A 15,390-nucleotide genomic window follows, 5' to 3' on the forward strand; every position below is an offset into this window, starting at 1 on the left:
CATTGTTTGAAAAACTTATTCACAGGTATCTCCCTCTGGCCAAGCGGAGGACGTTCCATCGAGCGCCTTGTTGTATTTGAGATAGGCCAAGAGTCTGTCTTTGGTATTGGCCGTCATTGACTCCAGTTCTTGCCCGACTCTTGCCGGCTGCTTGGAACCTTCCGCTCCATTAAATTTTGAGAATATGCAACTGATTCCGCGAGAAATATCGCGATCAACGGCCTTAACTGCGTTGATGTCCTCGGTGTCGACGAGCAAGGCCTTTTGAAGGGCTTTTGCGGTTTGCAGCACGGCGGCAAGCTGGGCTCCGGTGTACTCGGCTGTCAAAATAGATTCAATATCGTCGCGAACACCGCTGGTATTGCTGTCGGGGCCGCTGATATCAGGGCCACGTTCCAACTTGGGAATCTCTCCGGACGACTCAAGTGCCGCGATTTTTTCAGCAGGAGTTTGAGTGACGCCAGGGCCTGGCGGAGTGCCACCGCCGCCTCCTCCGCCGCCACTGCTGTTACCGTCGCCACCGCCGCAGGCAACGATTGATCCCACGAGGGATGCAATCAATACCATTTTTATGGTTTTTAGCATTGCCACTCTCCTTGACGGATAGTTAATGGCTTTCGCGATTGAAAATGCATAAATTTCACTCCCTGCTGTTGTTTAATAAAAGGCCAATTCCTGTGATTTTTAACAGGTGAAGAAATTTTATCGACCTCCTTTTGAGTAAAATCTCTTATTAAGGGTAAACCCCATTATTGAAATAAGAGAGGTTTACGATTAATCAATACTCATGCCGGCTTGACAATTGTTTTCATGCTTAAAATGCTCTTTGACTGTGAGTAAAGGTTTTTAATGCCATATTTTGTAACCTGAGCTTAATTAATTTGAATTGAGGTTTCTCTAGGTAATGGCGGATATTGAGCGGCAGGCAACCGGCCAGGCATTGGGATGCTTTTGCTGTCTTTTGGACAGGAATACGCACGCTCCATAGGAGCGGAGTTTGAGACGGGATTTTTGAGAGGGTCCGCCGAGAAGGCGAAAAAAAGCCGCTGGACATGCGTCAGCGGCTTTTGGGAGGCTTTGCCTTCAGTGCAGGCCTATTGGGACGGAATCAACCACCAGATAAACCAGGCCAGCACGCCGATCATCAGTCCGAACTTGAGGATCTTGTAGAAGGTCGGATTCCAGTCGCGGAAGGCACGGCGGTACTTGCCCGCATAGAACGAGATCTTGAACAGCTTGCTGATCATGCCGCGCGGGTCGCCTTCGTTGTTGGGCGAACTGGCGGCGGCCACCACATTCTTGCCCAGCCAGTGGTTGAGCCATTGCGCAAAGCCATTGGTCATGGGGCGCTCCACATCGCAAAACAGCACGATGCGGTTGCCTTCGCTGCGGTTCTCTGCCCAGTGCATAAAGGTCTCGTCGAAGATCACGCCTTCGCCTTCACGCCAGCTATAGGGCTGGCCGTCGACCTCGATCATGCAGCGGTCGTCGTTGGGCGCCAGCACGGCCAGGTGATAGCGCAGAGAGCCTGCATAGGGGTCGCGGTGCAGGTTGAGCTTGGCGCCGGGCGGCAGCTCGGCAAACATGGCGGCCTTGACGCTGGGAATCGACTTCACCAGGGCCGTGGTCTTGGGGCACAGCTCCATGGCCGAAGGGTGGGCGTCGCCGTACCACTTGAGGTAGAAGCGCTTCCAGCCGGTCTTGAAGAAGGAGTTGAAGCCTGCGTCGTCGTTGTTGGCAGCAGCCTTGATCTGCATGTTCTTTTGCAGATTGACGGCTTCCTCGCGGATCTCGCGCCAATTGGCCTGCAGCGGCGCCAGTTCGGGAAAGGTGCTGGTGGGCAGATAGGGCGTGCGCGGCACCTTGCTGAACATCAGCATGAAGACGTTGAACGGCGCTGTGAACGTGGAGTGGTCAAACAATTGCTTGACCACCTTGTGGCGCACCTTGCCGCGCAGATGCATGTACAGCCCGCAGCCAAAGAAAAGCAGCACCAGTGCCAGAACGATAATTTTTGCCATAAGGATCAATTTTACCGGGGGCACCCCGGCTGCCACCATGGGGTTCTGTCAAACAGAACCGGGGTAGGGGAATATCAAAAGCAATAGCTGTCGGCACTTGGCTGTCAGGCGCGGCAGCCGGTCGGGATCGATATTCAGGGCAGGGCCAGCACGGCGCAGTTGCAAAGGTCAGCGCTTTCGAAGGCTGTTCTGTCGCCGGCTTTGAGCCCCGGCACGGGGAACAGTCGCACCGTCAGCGGCTTGTTGAGGCGAAAAGCCATGGTGCCCGTATCGCGCATGACGGCGGCGATCTGCTCGGCGCTGCTGTCGCCCGGTACAGGCACGGTATCGAGGCCGATGCCGCAGACGCTGCTGTAGGTCAGCAGGGCGCGGATATCGAATTCGTCATTCAGACTGGCCTGGGCCAGGCCTTGGTCCTCGGTCACGGCCAGCATCAGGCCGCTGAAGCCGATCTGCGTTACGCCGCTTACCGATTTGAAGACGCGGGTCAGCAGTGCCGAGGCTTCCACCGTACCGCTGGCTCCGAAACAGGGCACGCCCAGCAGTTGGTAGACATCGACCATGGAGGCGCAGGACTTGGATGGCGCGGCAGAGGTGTCCATGCCCGCGATATGCCAGCCCTCGGCCAGTTTCACGCCGTCGGCGCAGCGCTGGATGGCAGTCGCGTGTTCGGTCAGCGACTGGCTCAGACGGTCAAAGGCCAGCTTGAGCCAGGCTGAGTGATCGAGCTGCTGGCGCTGAGCTTGTAACGCCTGGAGGTCGGCCACCATGAGGTCTGGCGTTTCCAGACCCAGCACCAGGGCGCCGTGGTGCTGGCCGCGGTGGTAGCTGGCCGGGAAATAGGGAATGCCGGGTGCGCAGTTGAAGTTGACCGTGAAGTTGAAGTTGCCTTCGCCGCGCGGCGTGGTGCGTGCGATTTGCTGAATGGCCTGGACGCTGTGGGCCAGCAAGTCGGTCTGCAGAAAGCCATGTTCATCCAGATCGATATTCACGCAGGCGTTGCACAGGTCGCCATAGGCCGCAATCAGCTGCGGCAGCAGGGCGACTTCCTGCGCATTGCGCGCTTCGCCCACGGCAAAGCGGATGCGGCGTTTGCCGGTGTTGATGGCCTTGAGCGTTTCGGCAATGTGCCGCAGGCCGGCGAGGGCGCTGACTATGCCGCTGACGTCCAGGTATTCGCCGAACGGGTTGCTCACGATGCGGATGGACTGTACCTGGTAGCCCCGCGCTTCGATGGCATCGGCCAAGGCATCGCATTGCTGCTTGGCCTGGGTCAGGCCGGCCTGCCACTGTGCCTTATCGGCGCTCAGGTTGACAAAGGCGGTGACGGTGCGCACGCGCACCAGCGGGTTGAAGCTGATATTCATAGCAGTATCCGTAGGCAGGAGAATGGCTGGCGGCCATTTTGCATCTGAATATGCCGATCAAAGCAAGCGCGTTCCCAGCGGCACCTCCCTGTCGGGTACGCACAGGGCCACGGCTCCCGTGGCATCGTGAAAGCCGGTCACAAGACATTCGCTCATCAAGGGCCCAATCTGCTTCTTCGGAAAGTTGACCACGGCCACCACCAGCCGTCCTATCAGCTCCTCAGGCTGATAGTGAGTGATGATCTGCGCGCTGGACTTGCGCTGGCCCAGCTCGGGCCCCAGGTCTACCAGCAGCTTGTAGGCGGGTTTGCGGGCCTCGGCAAAGACCTCGGCCTGCAGCACGCGGCCCACGCGCAGCTCCACCTTCATAAAGTCGTTCCAGCTGATTTCTTCCATGTCGTCATTCCTCCTTGGCCTGGCATCATGCCTGGGGCCCTGGGTGCATCTGTAGAGCAACGCTTGTCGTGCGCGGGCATCGGAAAAGGCCTAGCGCGTATGCTTATGCCCTGTAAAGCGCACAACAGGCTCCCGTGAGCGTCCGGCGCCTGCGCCGTTGCTGGCGCGCACTGATTTCTATGAACCAACTGCATTTGTTTCTGCCCTGCGCCGCCGGCGTCGAGGGCTTTCTGGCCGACGAGGTCCACGCCATCACCGGCGCCAGCGGGCAGGATCTGCTCGTGGGCCGGGGCGGCGTCATGCTGCGCGGCATGTGGCGCGATGCCATGCTGCTCAATCTGCACAGCCGTCTGGCCCAGCGCGTGCTGATCGAGCTGTCGCACACCATGTACCGCAGCGAGAACGATCTGTACCGTGCCGCCAGCGAGGTGGCCTGGGAGATCTGGTTCAGCCCCAAGGAAACCTTCAAGATCGAGGTCACGGCCCAGCACAGCCCGCTGACCAGCCTGAACTTCGCGGCGCTCAAGGTCAAGGACGCGATTGCCGACCGTTTCCGCGCCAAGCGCAACGGCGTGCGCCCTAGCGTGGAGACCCATCACCCCGATGTGCGTGTGCATCTGCACCTGACGACCGACGGTGCCACCATCTATATCGACACCTCGGGCGAGGCGCTGTTCAAGCGCGGCTGGCGCGAAGACAAGGGCGACGCCCCGCTCAAGGAAACCCTGGCCGCGGCCATGATTGCGGCCTCGGGCTGGAATCCGCATGGCGACAATCCCCAGCCGCTGTACGACCCCTGCTGCGGCAGCGGTACCGTGGTGATCGAGGCTGCACAGATTGCGCGCAAGATCCCGGCGGGCATTCTGCGCCGCTTTGCCTTCGAGAAGCTGATCCCGTTCCAGCGCCATGTCTGGGAAGCCATGCTGGACGAGGCCGAGGCTGCCATCCTGCCCGAGCCTCCCGTGGGCATTTACGGCTCGGACATCGCCTTCCGCATGGTGGACTTTGCCCAGCGCAATGCCGAGCGCGCCGGCGTGGCCGATTCGGTCAGCCTGCGCGGTGGCGATGCGCTGCAGCGCATGCCGCCCAGCGAGCAGCCCGGCATGATGATCCTGAACCCGCCCTATGGGGAGCGTATTGCCGCTGCTGGCGCGTCCGGCCGCAATGCCGCAGAGCGCATGGGCCAGGTCGAACGGGCAGGCCGCGAAACCGCGCAGACCGAGGACGGCGGCGAATTCTTCAACCAACTGGCCAGCCACTGGAAGAAGAACTACAGCGGCTGGAGCGCCTGGATGCTGACGCCCGACCTCAAGCTGCCCAGCAAGATGCGTCTCAAGGAATCGCGCCGCACGCCCATGTGGAACGGCCCCATCGAGTGCCGTCTGTTCTGCTTTGACATGGTCAAGGGATCGACCAAGCCGCGCAAAGCCGCTGATGGCGATGCTCCGGAAGGCCGGGCCCAATGAAGATTGCGCCTCTGCGCTGGCCGGCTTGCAACACCGGCTATGACGGCCCGTTGCCGCGTCCCATGATTCTGGACACCAATGTGGTGCTGGACATGCTGATCTTTGACGACCCGGATATCCCCGTCATCCGCGAGCTGGTCGCCCGTGGCGACGTGCGCTGGATTGCCGACGAAGCCCAGCGCATCGAGCTGGGTCGCGTGCTGCACTACAGCCAGATTGCGCCGCGCGTCAGCTACTACGGCAAGACACCCGAAGGCGTGATGGCCGCTTTTGACGCAGCCGTCGAATATGTGTCCGCGGCACCCAAGATCCGCTTTACCTGCACCGATCCCGACGACCAGCATTTCCTCGATCTGGCCAGCCAGCACAAGGCCTTGCTGGTCAGCAAGGACAGGGCCGTGCTCAAGCAGCGCAAGCGCGTGGCAACGCACTATGGCGCGACGGTTGGCAATGTGGTGGTGATGGACGAGGAAATCGCTGCGCTTGAGGCGTAGTCAGTCAAAAAATCGCATGCCCGCGTAGGGCCGCAAGCGGCATTGCGCCAGGCGGCTTTCCAGCGAACCGACATGGGCTTCGAGCTGGTGGTCGTCCGGGTCCAGAAAGTAGAAGGAATCGCCCTCGCTGCGGTTGCTCTTCCACTCTTGGACACCGCATGACCTGGCATGCTCCACAAAGTGCGCGAAGTCCTGCTGGGCAAGGGTGAATGCGTAGTGGGTGTAGTCAGCGCTGCAGGCCTGGCTTCGCTGTTCGTCTGACGACAGGCACAGCCACAGATCGCCGAGCCCCAGATAGGCGCCCGTATCCCACTGCGCGCGTGGACGAAAGCCCAGTACGCGCACGTAGAAGTCCATGCTGCGCTGGAGGTTCGTAACGGCCAGAGTGAGGTGGTTCAATCCTGAAAGCATGATGGCAATGGGCGGGCATGGCACAAGCCGTTCAGTGTGCCATTGCCCTGCATCAGCTCTGTCCCTGCATGGCGCAGTCCTAGCGGGTCAGCAGGAGTTGAGCACCGTCTGTGTTGCACACGGGGCATCCATAAGCGCCATGGCGCCGCTTCTGCCGGCGTCGGGCCCGCTAAGTCCGTCGCAGTCTGTCAAACCTCGCACTGCACTATGGAGTCCGCAGGCACCGCCGGCCGGATCCAACGATACGCCGGCCCATGGTTGTGGCGGCAGAACCACCCATGGCTGGCCCGGATTTGCGCATGCGGATTAGGATTCATGTCGCAGGGACGACCTTGCCGGGTCATGCGATGCATGGCCTGTATTCCTGCCGGGACGGCCTGGCCATTCAATCTTCAAAGAGGTTTTCTATGGCTTGGGTTTATCTGCTGGTGGCCGGCGTTCTGGAAGTGGTCTGGGCCTTCACCATGAAGCAGTCCCATGGTTTCACCAACCTCAAATACAGCGCCATCACCATCGTGGCGATGATCGCCAGCTTCGGTCTGCTGTCGGTGGCCATGCGCTCGCTGCCCCTGGGCACGGCGTATACGATCTGGACCGGTATCGGTGCCGTGGGCGCATTCCTGGTGGGCGTTACGGTGCTGGGCGAGCAGCTCAGTGCCATGCGCGTGGGAGCAGCGGTCCTGATCGTCAGCGGCCTGGTGCTGATGAAGCTTTCGGCCGGGGAATAAGGCACCGCCCGTACGTGCTGAATCAGCGCTCCATGGCGGCTGGCGTCTCCGGTGTCATCGGGCATTTGCTCAGCCACAGTGCCAATCCCTGCCGGTAGGCGGCCGGGTCCATGGCATCGCTGTGGCGGGGGATATGGTAGGCCTTGCCCTCGGCCGCGAGCCGGGCGCAGGCCACCTTGTAGAAGTCGGGCGTGGCCTGCAGGAGCGCGATCTGCGCCCATTCGAGGCGCTCTCGCGCACCCCGGTCGTGGATCAGCGTGAAGCCTTGATCGTCCAGCTGCAGGCGGTAGCCGCCCTCCAGGCGCCGCAGGCCTGCGCGCACCAGCTTCCGGTGCAGGCCTTGCAGCGGCGCCTGGCGCATGGCTTGGTGCTGACGTAAAGCGCCGAGCAGGCGCGCTGAGTAGCGCTTCCACAGCAGGATGCAGAGAACGGCCGAGACCAGCATGGCGATGATTTTTTCAGGGCTCAGCGGCTGGCCCGGCCGAGCGATGGCCAGCAGGCCGCCGCCCAGGCCCAGGCAGAGCAGCAGCGGGGCAAGCCAGCGCTCCTGCCAGCCCGCCATCCGGGCCTGCAGGGAGGCCTGTTGTCGCGCGTGCTGCTGCATCTCGCGCTGCATCGCGGCCTGCAGCCGGCAGTCGGTGTGGGCCGGGGTGATGGTGAACAGCAGTTCCATGGGCGGTGGTGTCCGGTCTTCTAGGGGCCGCCAGTCTACCGGGGCTGGGCGCCGTCCAGCCTTGCCTGACTGGCGGCTGCAGGTCGCTTACCGCAGCCACCGATGGGGGCGAGCGCGCGGGTTAAGGCGCATGGCGCGACAATAGCGGGATGACATCCTCCACGACGCCCCTGCATCCCGGCGCAGCTTCGGCCCGCAAGGCCCAGCCCAAACTGACCACGCTGGACAAGACCCGCATTGACGACACACGCATCAAGATCGTGCGCCCGCTGCTGACTCCGGCACTGCTGGAGGAGTGGCTGCCCGTGACCGAAGAGGCGCAGCAGCTGGTCGAATCCAGCCGTGCCGCCATTTCGCGCGTGCTGCATGGCCAGGATGACCGGCTGGTGGTGGTGGTCGGACCCTGCTCCATTCACGATCACGACCAAGCCATGGATTACGCGCGCCAGCTCAAGGTCCAGGCCGATGCGCTCAAGGACGATCTGCTGATCGTGATGCGGGTCTACTTCGAGAAGCCGCGCACCACTGTGGGCTGGAAGGGCTATATCAACGATCCTTACCGCGACGGCAGCTTTGCCGTCAACGAAGGGCTGGAGCTGGCACGCCGCCTGCTGCTCGATGTGCTGGCGCTGGGTCTGCCTGCCGGCACGGAATTCCTGGATCTGCTGTCGCCGCAGTTCATCAGCGACCTGGTCAGCTGGGGCGCGATTGGCGCGCGCACCACGGAGAGCCAGAGCCATCGCCAGCTGGCCAGCGGTCTGAGCTGCCCCGTGGGCTTCAAGAACGGCACGGACGGCGGCGTGAAGGTGGCCAGCGATGCCATTCTGGCCGCCCAGTCTTCGCATGCATTCATGGGCATGACCAAGATGGGCCAGAGTGCGATCTTCGAGACGCGCGGCAATCAGGACTGCCACATCATCCTGCGCGGCGGCAAGGCTCCCAACTACGACGCAGCCCATGTCCAGGCCGCGTGCGAAGTGCTGGAAAAAGCCGGTCTGCACCCGCAGGTGATGATCGATTTCTCGCATGCCAACAGCAGCAAGCAGCATCGTCGCCAGATCGATGTATCGGCGGATGTGGCCCAGCAGATTGCCGGCGGCGACATGCGCATTACCGGCGTGATGATCGAAAGCCATCTTCACGAAGGCCGTCAGGACATCGTGGAGGGTGAGGAGCTGCAATATGGCGTCTCGCTCACCGATGCCTGCATCAGCATGGAGCAGACCACCCCGGTGCTGGAGCAACTGGCCGCTGCCGTGTGCGCGCGTCGCCTCAAGGCGGACTGAGGCCGCCAGGACGAGGCTGGATGAGCAAGAGGCGCCGCGGCGCCTCTTGCTCTTTGTGCTTTTCAGGCACCCGGCCTTTCGGATCTAGGGCTGGGCGCCCATGCTTTCAGAGATCCAGCGTCAGCTTGAGCATGTCCTTGTGCTGCACGCCGCGCTCCCACAGTGGGGTGGTGTAGTTCTGCAAAAAGAAGTCGCGCTCGATGTCGGTGACGCGAAAGCCCAGGCGTTGATAGAACAGCAGCTGATCGCCAAAGCTGCCAGTTCCCACGTCCAGCTGCTGCACGCCGCGTTCGCGCATTTCGCGGATGGCTCGCAGCAGCAGGGCCGAGCCTATGCCCTTGCTCTGCCAAGCCGTTGACACGGCCATATTCATCAGCTCCCATCGGTGAAGGCCGTCGCCCTCGGGGATCAACACGCACACGCCGATCAAGGCACCGAGGCCGCTGGGTGTGAACTGCTCCGTCTGGCGCGCTGCAAAGCAGGTGGAGCCGGGCAGGTAGCGCTTGACTCGCTCGCGCGAGGGGTCGGCCAGCAGCAGCAGATGCCAGGGGGCTTCTGCGGGATTCATGGTGGTGATGTGCCAGGCGGCAGGCGTGCCCGGGCCGGACGGCGTAGAGGTCATGCGTGCGCTCCGCTGCGGTGGAAGGCGGGCGCTGCACATTGGCCGGGCTGGATGTCGGCATTCATTCGATGGGACGCAAGCCCGCCCATCTGCTGCAAACCACAATCTCGCGCCATTTCCACTTTCCGACTGCGGGAGTTGTGAGCCCGCCACAAATGTTGTCAACAGGCCATAGCGTAGCAGTCGGCGGGCAAGTTCAGTGACGTACTGGTGAAAAGTACAGCGTTCTGCGGCAATTTTGATGCAGGAATATCGCGAATATTGATCTGCTCAGGCCTAGCAACTGCGTGAGCAAGCACTTCAGGGCAGTGCACTGACGAGCCTGACGCCCTTTGCGCAGGACGGGCTTTGCAAAAACGAAGATAGTGGTTTATACTTAGCCGCAAGGGTTAACCCTTAAGGTTTAACCCGCGAATGACAGTACATGAGATGCGTGCTGTCCATCGCTTGAAGTGCATCTCTTGATTTCATAGAAAGCTCATCATGCGCCAAGCTATCAACTCTCTGATCGAATTCATCCAAGAAGCTCGCGAGTTCCATCTGGATCTGGCCAACCAGTAATCACGCACTGGTTAGAGAAACAGCCGCCGCTCAAGGCGGCTTTTTTTCGTCCCGAAAAAGGTGCTCAGGCCGCCAGCAGGCCCTGTTTCTCTATGAAGGCCACCACCTCGTCCAGACCTTCCAGTGTCTTGAGGTTGGTCATCACAAAGGGCTTGAGACCCTTGGGCGTGGTGCGCTGCTTGATGGTGTCGCTGCGCATGATGTCCAGATTGGCGCCCACATGGGGAGCCAGGTCGGTCTTGTTGATGACGAAGAGATCGCTCTTGGTGATGCCGGGACCGCCCTTGCGCGGAATCTTCTCGCCTGCTGCCACGTCAATCACGTAGATGGTCAGATCCGACAGCTCGGGGCTGAAGGTGGCAGCCAGGTTGTCGCCGCCCGATTCGATGAAGACGATGTCGGCATCGGGGAAGTCCTTGAGCATGCGGTCAATGGCTTCCAGGTTGATGGAGGCATCCTCGCGAATCGCCGTGTGCGGGCAGCCGCCGGTTTCCACACCCATAATGCGCTCGGCGGGCAGGGCGCCGCTGATGGTCAGCAGGCGCTGGTCCTCCTTGGTGTAGATGTCGTTGGTGATGGCGACCAGGTCCCATTTGCCGCGCATGGCCTTGCAGAGCATCTCCAGAATCGTGGTCTTGCCCGAGCCCACGGGCCCGCCTATGCCCACGCGCAGCGGCGGCAGCTTCTTGGTGCGGTTGGGGATATGGTGCAGTGCGGTGGACATGGTGAGTTCTTTAGTGAATGAGAGGGTTGCGATCAGCGGGCCTTGCCGTAGGCACGCTCCACCTTGGCAATGCGCAGCTCGAAATACTGGTACCAGGTGGTGTGGCCTTTTTCCTGGGCGATCTGGTGCTCGGCGTTGTGCTTCCATTGACGGATGGCTTGCTCGCTTTCCCAGTAAGACACGGTGATGCCGAAGCCTTCGGCATCGCGGGTGCTTTCAGCGCCCAGATAGCCTGCCTGCTGGCCGGCCAGCTCCACCATGCGGTCGGCCATCTCGCCATAGCCCTGGTCCGTCTGGGTGCGCAAGGAGGTGAAGATGGCGGCGTAGTACGGTGGATGGGGCGTGGCGGCAAACAGTGCAGACATGGCGGATGGAGGTTCAGCTACGGAAAAGTCGAGAATACTGGTGTTCATGCTGGGCCGAGAGAATGGCCAGCATGGGCGAGAAAGCCTGTCTTGCGCTGTCCGGCAACGCCAGCGCGTATTCGACGGCGGCGGGAATCTCTGAAGTCAGTCGTGCAAGGATGCGCTGGCCGGCGCTCTGGCCCAGGGGCACGGTCTTGATGGCGGCCTGAACCATGTTCTCGGCCCAGCCAAAGGCATAGGCCAGCAGCGCATCACGCGGCGTGGCGCCGGTGCATTGGGCCGCCAACGAGAAGGCGATGGGGTAACTGGCATCCTGCACAGCCAGCCAGTGGACGGAGGCCAGCGGGACTGCTTCGTTGGCGTAGCGGTTTTTCAGCCACTCGGTCAGCGAGCGGCCCATCTGCTCGGTCTGCAAGCGCAGCTCGCTGGTTTCGCGCGTGACTCTTACCCACAGGTTGAGGCTGGCGATGCGCGCCAGATCCTCGCTTTTCCAGGCCGGCATGGCCTGCGCGATCACGGCCATGTCCCCGCGCGACTGGGTCAGATGCAGCTGCTGCACCAGCCAGCTGGCAGCCTCTGCTTCCGTTGTGACCAGCGCCGCATTGATGGCTGCTTCAAGTCCTTCCGAGTAGGAAAAACCGCCGATGGGCAGGGCCGGCGAGGCCAGCCACATCAGCTGCAGAAAGCTCTGCGCGCCAAGAGCCAGCAGTGGCTCAGTGGGCGTGGTCATGCGAGTGTCCATGGCCATGATGATGGTGGCTGTGGCCATCGTTGGTCACATGGCCGCCATAGGCGCCTCCTTCGGGTTCGAAAGGCAGATCGGCTTCGACCACTGTCATGTGCATGCTGCGCAGCATATCGGCCAGCACATGGTCGGGTTCGATTTTCAGATGGTCAGGCTGTAGCTCGATCGGCACATGACGGTTGCCCAGATGGTAGGCCGCGCGCATCAGGTCAAACGGCGTGCCATGCTCGGCGCAAGCCGTGATGTGCAGCACTTTTTGCGGTGCGGCCAGCACGCGGATCAGGCTGCCGTCTTCGGCCACCAGCACATCGCCGCCGCGCACGGCCTGGCCGCGTGGCAGAAAGACGGCCAGTTCGCGACCCTGGCTGTCGGTAGCGGCAAAGCGGCTCTTCTGACGCACGTCCCAGTCCAGTTCCACGGACGCGGCGCGTTTGAGGATGACGGTGGAAAGGCCCTGGCCCTGGAGCAGCAGTTTGTTGGCAGTCAGCATGGTGAATTCACAATGAAATAAAAGGCCCGGACCAGATTGGCGCGCATGTTGCATGTCCTGCGCATCTCAGTGATTTTGATGGACCACTCTTTTGGAAACTTCGACAGAAATGGCAGCCCCGACCTCTTTGCATGATGCGCCTGCTGACTGGCAGGGCTGTGGCGCAGCCTATGTGGCGGTGTATGGCACTTTGCGTGCCGGTGGCATCAACGATATTGCCCGGCTCCAGCCAGGCATCGCCTGTGTCGGCAGGACCCAGCTGACCGGCACTTTGCATGACCTCGGCTGGTACCCGGGCCTGAGCCTGAAAGGCACGCAGACCGTGCTGGCCGAGGTCTACCCCATGGACGCAGCGCTGGAGCAGGCCATGGATCGCATCGAAGGCCTGTGGCCCGAAGACCTGGGCGAATACGCCAAGCGCATTCTGACCCTGCCCGTGATGCTGACCCAGGGCGGTCAGCAGTCCATCACGGTGCTGGTGTACGAGGCCTTGCCCGCCACCGTGAGCGCTGCGCCGCAGCTCGCCGTCAGTGACTGGCTGGCCTGGTTTGAGGGCAAGGGCATGCAGCATCCGGATTCGGAGTTTCAGCTCAACACCGTTCAGAACAGGAAGTAGCGCTGTGCCATGGGCAGACTGACCGCGGGCTCGCAGGTCAGCAGATCGCCATTGGCGCGCACGGCATAGGTCTGCGCATCCACCTCCATATGCGGCGCCAGATCGTTGTGGATCATGTGCTGCTTCTTCACATTGCGTATGCCCTTCACCGCCGACAAGGTCTTGTGCAGCCCGAAGCGCTGGCCGATGCCCGCGGCAAGCCCTGCCTGGGAGACAAAGGTCAGCGAAGTTCTGGCAACCGCCCCGCCAAAGCTTGCAAACATGGGGCGGTAATGCACGGGCTGAGGCGTGGGAATGGAGGCGTTCGGATCGCCCATGGCCGCCATGGCGATGCTGCCGCCCTTGAGGATGCAAAAAGGCTTGACGCCAAAGAAGGCGGGCTTCCAGATCACGATATCGGCCCACTTGCCCACCTCGATGCTGCCCACCTCGTGGCTGATGCCGTGGGCAATGGCCGGATTGATGGTGTATTTGGCGATATAGCGCTTGACGCGGAAGTTGTCGTTGCGCGCGCCGTCCCCACTCAGGGCGCCGCGCTGCAGCTTCATCTTGTGCGCTGTCTGCCACGTGCGCAGTATGACCTCGCCCACGCGGCCCATGGCCTGGCTGTCGGAGCTGAACATGCTGATCGCGCCGATGTCGTGCAGGATGTCCTCGGCCGCAATCGTTTCCTTGCGGATGCGGCTTTCGGCAAAAGCCAGGTCTTCGGCAATGCCGGCATCCAGGTGGTGGCAGACCATGAGCATGTCCACATGCTCGTCCAGCGTGTTGATGGTGTAGGGGCGCGTGGGGTTGGTGGAGCTGGGCAGCACATTGGCCTCGCCCACCACTTTCAGAATGTCGGGCGCATGGCCGCCGCCCGCGCCTTCGGTATGGAAGGTGTGAATGGTGCGGCCCTTGAAGGCTGCCACGGTGTCCTCCACAAAGCCGGACTCGTTGAGCGTGTCGGTGTGGATGGCGACCTGGGTGTCGGTGTCCTCGGCCACATCCAGGCAGTTGCTGATCGCTGCCGGCGTGCTGCCCCAGTCCTCGTGCAGCTTCAGGCCGATGGCGCCGGCACTGATCTGCTCGTGCAGGCCGCCTGGCAGGCTGGCATTGCCCTTGCCCAGAAAACCCAGATTCATGGGGAAAGCGTCGGCGGCCTGCAGCATGCGTTCCATATGCCAGGGGCCTGGCGTGCAGGTGGTGGCGAAGGTGCCGGTGGCCGGGCCGGTACCGCCGCCGATCATGGTGGTCACGCCGCTGGTCAGTGCTTCTTCGATCTGCTGTGGGGCAATGAAATGGATATGGGTGTCGATGCCGCCTGCGGTGACGATATTGCCTTCGCAGGAGATGATCTCCGTGCCCGGGCCGATGATGATGTTCACACCCGGCTGGGTGTCTGGGTTGCCGGCCTTGCCTATGGCCGCGATGCGGCCGTCCCTGAGGCCGATGTCGGCCTTGACGATGCCCCAGTGGTCCAGGATCAGTGCATTGGTCAGCACGGTATCGACCGCGCCGCCTCCGTCGGGCCCTGTGCCCGTCCCGTCGCGTGTGCGCTGGCTTTGCGCCATGCCGTCGCGAATGGTCTTGCCGCCGCCGAACTTCACTTCCTCACCATAGCCGCCAGCGGCCAGGGTGTAGTCTTTTTCGACCTCGACGATGAGTTCGGTATCGGCCAGGCGCAGGCGGTCACCCACGGTGGGGCCAAAGGTTTCTGCGTAGGCTCGTCGGTCCATGGTGGCCATTGAGGAATCTCCGATTCAGGTGTTCAGCGCAGGGACTGCTGCTGGGCTACTGGTGGCAGGGTGGCGGGGCTTGTGCCGAGCAGGTCACGCAATGTGCCCAGTGCCAGGGCCAGCAGCAGAGCGGCGCAGCAGCCGTAGGTAAAGCGGCTCCAGTGCGCGGCGGCGCGGCGGAAAAGCCGGTCCACCAAGGCTGCGCAGACAAAGCACCAGAGCAGGGACGAAGTCATGAATCCCGCGAAGAACAGCCCGTAATCGCTGGCGCCGGGCTGGGTCACTCCCACGGCTCCGAGGGCGCCGCCCATGGCGGCCCAGTAGGCCAGGTTCTGCGGGTTGGTCAGCGACAGGGCCATGCCACGGCGCAGGGCCTGCTTCTGCGTGGCGGCGGCGGTGGCCGAGGTATCGAGTTGGTATTCGGTGCGCCCGGCCTTCCAGCTGTCCCAGGACAGCCAGAGCAGGTAGGCGGTGCCCGCCAGACCAAGCGGCCAGCGCAAGGCGTCGACCTGCATGACCAGACCAATGCCGGCCAGGCCCAGCAAGGCCCAGCTTGCATCGCCCACCAGGGAGCCCAGCTGCACCGCCAGCGCAGGGCGATAGCCGCCGCGCAGACCTTGGCGCACGGTCTCTGCAAACATCGCGCCGGGCGCGGCATTGAACACCAGGCCCAGCACGAAAGCGGAAGCAAACAGCATCAGCATGCC

The 15,390-nt window shown here is 62.2% G+C and carries 17 protein-coding genes and 1 pseudogene; 5 read left to right on the forward strand and 13 right to left on the reverse strand.

The genetic code is table 11. The features are described 5' to 3' along the window. Window positions 1-15: 15 nt before the first annotated feature. The 4 genes from F3J24_RS05735 to F3J24_RS05750 all read right to left on the reverse strand — a co-directional run bounded on the left by F3J24_RS05735 (window position 16) and on the right by F3J24_RS05750 (window position 3,784). A complete protein-coding gene (locus F3J24_RS05735) occupies window positions 16-585 on the reverse strand; it encodes a hypothetical protein (RefSeq protein ID WP_167003545.1) in 570 nt (189 codons plus the stop codon). A gap of 509 nt (window positions 586-1,094) precedes the next feature. Further along, complete coding sequence (locus tag F3J24_RS05740) at window positions 1,095-2,021, reverse strand: aspartyl/asparaginyl beta-hydroxylase domain-containing protein (RefSeq protein WP_167003547.1); 927 nt, start codon at window positions 2,019-2,021, stop codon at window positions 1,095-1,097. Window positions 2,022-2,155: 134 nt separating this feature from the next. Further along, the gene (locus F3J24_RS05745) at window positions 2,156-3,388 is read right to left on the reverse strand and encodes a DUF711 family protein (protein WP_167003549.1); all 1,233 of its coding nucleotides are present in this window, start codon (window positions 3,386-3,388) and stop codon (window positions 2,156-2,158) included. A gap of 57 nt (window positions 3,389-3,445) precedes the next feature. After that, complete coding sequence (locus F3J24_RS05750; RefSeq protein WP_167003551.1) at window positions 3,446-3,784, reverse strand: tRNA-binding protein; 339 nt, start codon at window positions 3,782-3,784, stop codon at window positions 3,446-3,448. A gap of 179 nt (window positions 3,785-3,963) precedes the next feature. Here F3J24_RS05750 and F3J24_RS05755 point away from each other — a divergent pair, with 179 nt between their 5' ends. Then, window positions 3,964-5,250: a class I SAM-dependent RNA methyltransferase gene (locus tag F3J24_RS05755; RefSeq protein WP_167003553.1), complete on the forward strand. Its 1,287-nt coding sequence runs from the start codon at window positions 3,964-3,966 to the stop codon at window positions 5,248-5,250. Then, the gene (locus tag F3J24_RS05760; RefSeq protein WP_167003555.1) at window positions 5,247-5,744 is read left to right on the forward strand and encodes a putative toxin-antitoxin system toxin component, PIN family; all 498 of its coding nucleotides are present in this window, start codon (window positions 5,247-5,249) and stop codon (window positions 5,742-5,744) included. Before F3J24_RS05755 ends, F3J24_RS05760 begins: the two co-directional genes overlap by 4 nt. Here the strand turns inward: F3J24_RS05760 and fos are convergent, their stop codons facing one another. Continuing rightward, window positions 5,745-6,155 carry a fosfomycin resistance glutathione transferase gene (gene fos, locus F3J24_RS05765; protein WP_167003557.1) on the reverse strand — a complete coding sequence of 137 codons (411 nt, stop codon included), beginning with the start codon at window positions 6,153-6,155 and terminating at the stop codon, window positions 5,745-5,747. Window positions 6,156-6,562: 407 nt separating this feature from the next. On the opposite strand from fos, the gene F3J24_RS05770 reads away from it, so the two are divergent. Next, on the forward strand, window positions 6,563-6,883 hold the full coding sequence (locus tag F3J24_RS05770; RefSeq protein WP_003080957.1) for a multidrug efflux SMR transporter: 321 nt from the start codon (window positions 6,563-6,565) through the stop codon (window positions 6,881-6,883). Between the two features lie 22 nt (window positions 6,884-6,905). Here the strand turns inward: F3J24_RS05770 and F3J24_RS05775 are convergent, their stop codons facing one another. After that, entirely contained in the window at window positions 6,906-7,556 is a 651-nt protein-coding gene (locus F3J24_RS05775) for a hypothetical protein (protein WP_167003559.1), read from the reverse strand. A gap of 149 nt (window positions 7,557-7,705) precedes the next feature. On the opposite strand from F3J24_RS05775, the gene F3J24_RS05780 reads away from it, so the two are divergent. Continuing rightward, complete coding sequence (locus F3J24_RS05780; protein WP_240154270.1) at window positions 7,706-8,842, forward strand: 3-deoxy-7-phosphoheptulonate synthase; 1,137 nt, start codon at window positions 7,706-7,708, stop codon at window positions 8,840-8,842. Window positions 8,843-8,948: 106 nt separating this feature from the next. Here F3J24_RS05780 and F3J24_RS05785 read toward each other — a convergent pair whose 3' ends face one another. The 5 genes and pseudogenes from F3J24_RS05785 to ureE all read right to left on the reverse strand — a co-directional run. Continuing rightward, window positions 8,949-9,464, reverse strand: coding sequence for an N-acetyltransferase (locus tag F3J24_RS05785; RefSeq protein ID WP_167003561.1), 516 nt, complete (start codon window positions 9,462-9,464; stop codon window positions 8,949-8,951). A 625-nt stretch (window positions 9,465-10,089) separates the two neighbouring features. Next, window positions 10,090-10,749 carry an urease accessory protein UreG gene (gene ureG, locus F3J24_RS05790; protein WP_003068221.1) on the reverse strand — a complete coding sequence of 220 codons (660 nt, stop codon included), beginning with the start codon at window positions 10,747-10,749 and terminating at the stop codon, window positions 10,090-10,092. Between the two features lie 32 nt (window positions 10,750-10,781). Beyond that, window positions 10,782-11,114 carry an antibiotic biosynthesis monooxygenase gene (locus F3J24_RS05795; protein WP_167003563.1) on the reverse strand — a complete coding sequence of 111 codons (333 nt, stop codon included), beginning with the start codon at window positions 11,112-11,114 and terminating at the stop codon, window positions 10,782-10,784. A gap of 13 nt (window positions 11,115-11,127) precedes the next feature. Continuing rightward, on the reverse strand, window positions 11,128-11,844 hold the full coding sequence (locus F3J24_RS05800) for an urease accessory protein UreF (protein WP_167005215.1): 717 nt from the start codon (window positions 11,842-11,844) through the stop codon (window positions 11,128-11,130). Then, window positions 11,831-12,349: pseudogene (gene ureE / locus F3J24_RS05805) on the reverse strand (urease accessory protein UreE); the annotation flags it as partial. The gene F3J24_RS05800 and the pseudogene ureE, both read right to left, overlap by 14 nt. 109 nt (window positions 12,350-12,458) lie before the next feature. Between ureE and F3J24_RS05810 the strand changes: the two are divergent. Beyond that, window positions 12,459-12,965, forward strand: coding sequence for a gamma-glutamylcyclotransferase (locus tag F3J24_RS05810; protein WP_167003568.1), 507 nt, complete (start codon window positions 12,459-12,461; stop codon window positions 12,963-12,965). Here F3J24_RS05810 and ureC read toward each other — a convergent pair. Together ureC and F3J24_RS05820 are read right to left on the reverse strand one after the other, a co-directional pair. Then, on the reverse strand, window positions 12,950-14,692 hold the full coding sequence (gene ureC, locus F3J24_RS05815) for an urease subunit alpha (RefSeq protein WP_167003570.1): 1,743 nt from the start codon (window positions 14,690-14,692) through the stop codon (window positions 12,950-12,952). The two genes, F3J24_RS05810 and ureC, sit on opposite strands and share 16 nt — an antisense overlap. A 23-nt stretch (window positions 14,693-14,715) precedes the next feature. Continuing rightward, complete coding sequence (locus F3J24_RS05820; protein WP_167003572.1) at window positions 14,716-15,387, reverse strand: LysE family transporter; 672 nt, start codon at window positions 15,385-15,387, stop codon at window positions 14,716-14,718. Window positions 15,388-15,390: the final 3 nt, after the last annotated feature.

Origin of the sequence: Comamonas sp. Tr-654 (assembly GCF_011752915.1) — a bacterium.
In the GTDB taxonomy this organism is placed as follows: domain Bacteria; phylum Pseudomonadota; class Gammaproteobacteria; order Burkholderiales; family Burkholderiaceae_C; genus Comamonas.

Coding starts and splice junctions, on each gene's coding strand:
- F3J24_RS05735 (WP_167003545.1), bottom strand. CDS start 585: ATGCTAAAAACCATAAAAATGGTATTGATTGCATCCCTCGTGGGATCA.
- F3J24_RS05740 (WP_167003547.1), bottom strand. CDS start 2,021: ATGGCAAAAATTATCGTTCTGGCACTGGTGCTGCTTTTCTTTGGCTGC.
- F3J24_RS05745 (WP_167003549.1), bottom strand. CDS start 3,388: ATGAATATCAGCTTCAACCCGCTGGTGCGCGTGCGCACCGTCACCGCC.
- F3J24_RS05750 (WP_167003551.1), bottom strand. CDS start 3,784: ATGGAAGAAATCAGCTGGAACGACTTTATGAAGGTGGAGCTGCGCGTG.
- F3J24_RS05755 (WP_167003553.1), top strand. CDS start 3,964: ATGAACCAACTGCATTTGTTTCTGCCCTGCGCCGCCGGCGTCGAGGGC.
- F3J24_RS05760 (WP_167003555.1), top strand. CDS start 5,247: ATGAAGATTGCGCCTCTGCGCTGGCCGGCTTGCAACACCGGCTATGAC.
- fos (WP_167003557.1), bottom strand. CDS start 6,155: ATGCTTTCAGGATTGAACCACCTCACTCTGGCCGTTACGAACCTCCAG.
- F3J24_RS05770 (WP_003080957.1), top strand. CDS start 6,563: ATGGCTTGGGTTTATCTGCTGGTGGCCGGCGTTCTGGAAGTGGTCTGG.
- F3J24_RS05775 (WP_167003559.1), bottom strand. CDS start 7,556: ATGGAACTGCTGTTCACCATCACCCCGGCCCACACCGACTGCCGGCTG.
- F3J24_RS05780 (WP_240154270.1), top strand. CDS start 7,706: ATGACATCCTCCACGACGCCCCTGCATCCCGGCGCAGCTTCGGCCCGC.
- F3J24_RS05785 (WP_167003561.1), bottom strand. CDS start 9,464: ATGACCTCTACGCCGTCCGGCCCGGGCACGCCTGCCGCCTGGCACATC.
- ureG (WP_003068221.1), bottom strand. CDS start 10,749: ATGTCCACCGCACTGCACCATATCCCCAACCGCACCAAGAAGCTGCCG.
- F3J24_RS05795 (WP_167003563.1), bottom strand. CDS start 11,114: ATGTCTGCACTGTTTGCCGCCACGCCCCATCCACCGTACTACGCCGCC.
- F3J24_RS05800 (WP_167005215.1), bottom strand. CDS start 11,844: ATGACCACGCCCACTGAGCCACTGCTGGCTCTTGGCGCGCAGAGCTTT.
- F3J24_RS05810 (WP_167003568.1), top strand. CDS start 12,459: ATGGCAGCCCCGACCTCTTTGCATGATGCGCCTGCTGACTGGCAGGGC.
- ureC (WP_167003570.1), bottom strand. CDS start 14,692: ATGGCCACCATGGACCGACGAGCCTACGCAGAAACCTTTGGCCCCACC.
- F3J24_RS05820 (WP_167003572.1), bottom strand. CDS start 15,387: ATGCTGATGCTGTTTGCTTCCGCTTTCGTGCTGGGCCTGGTGTTCAAT.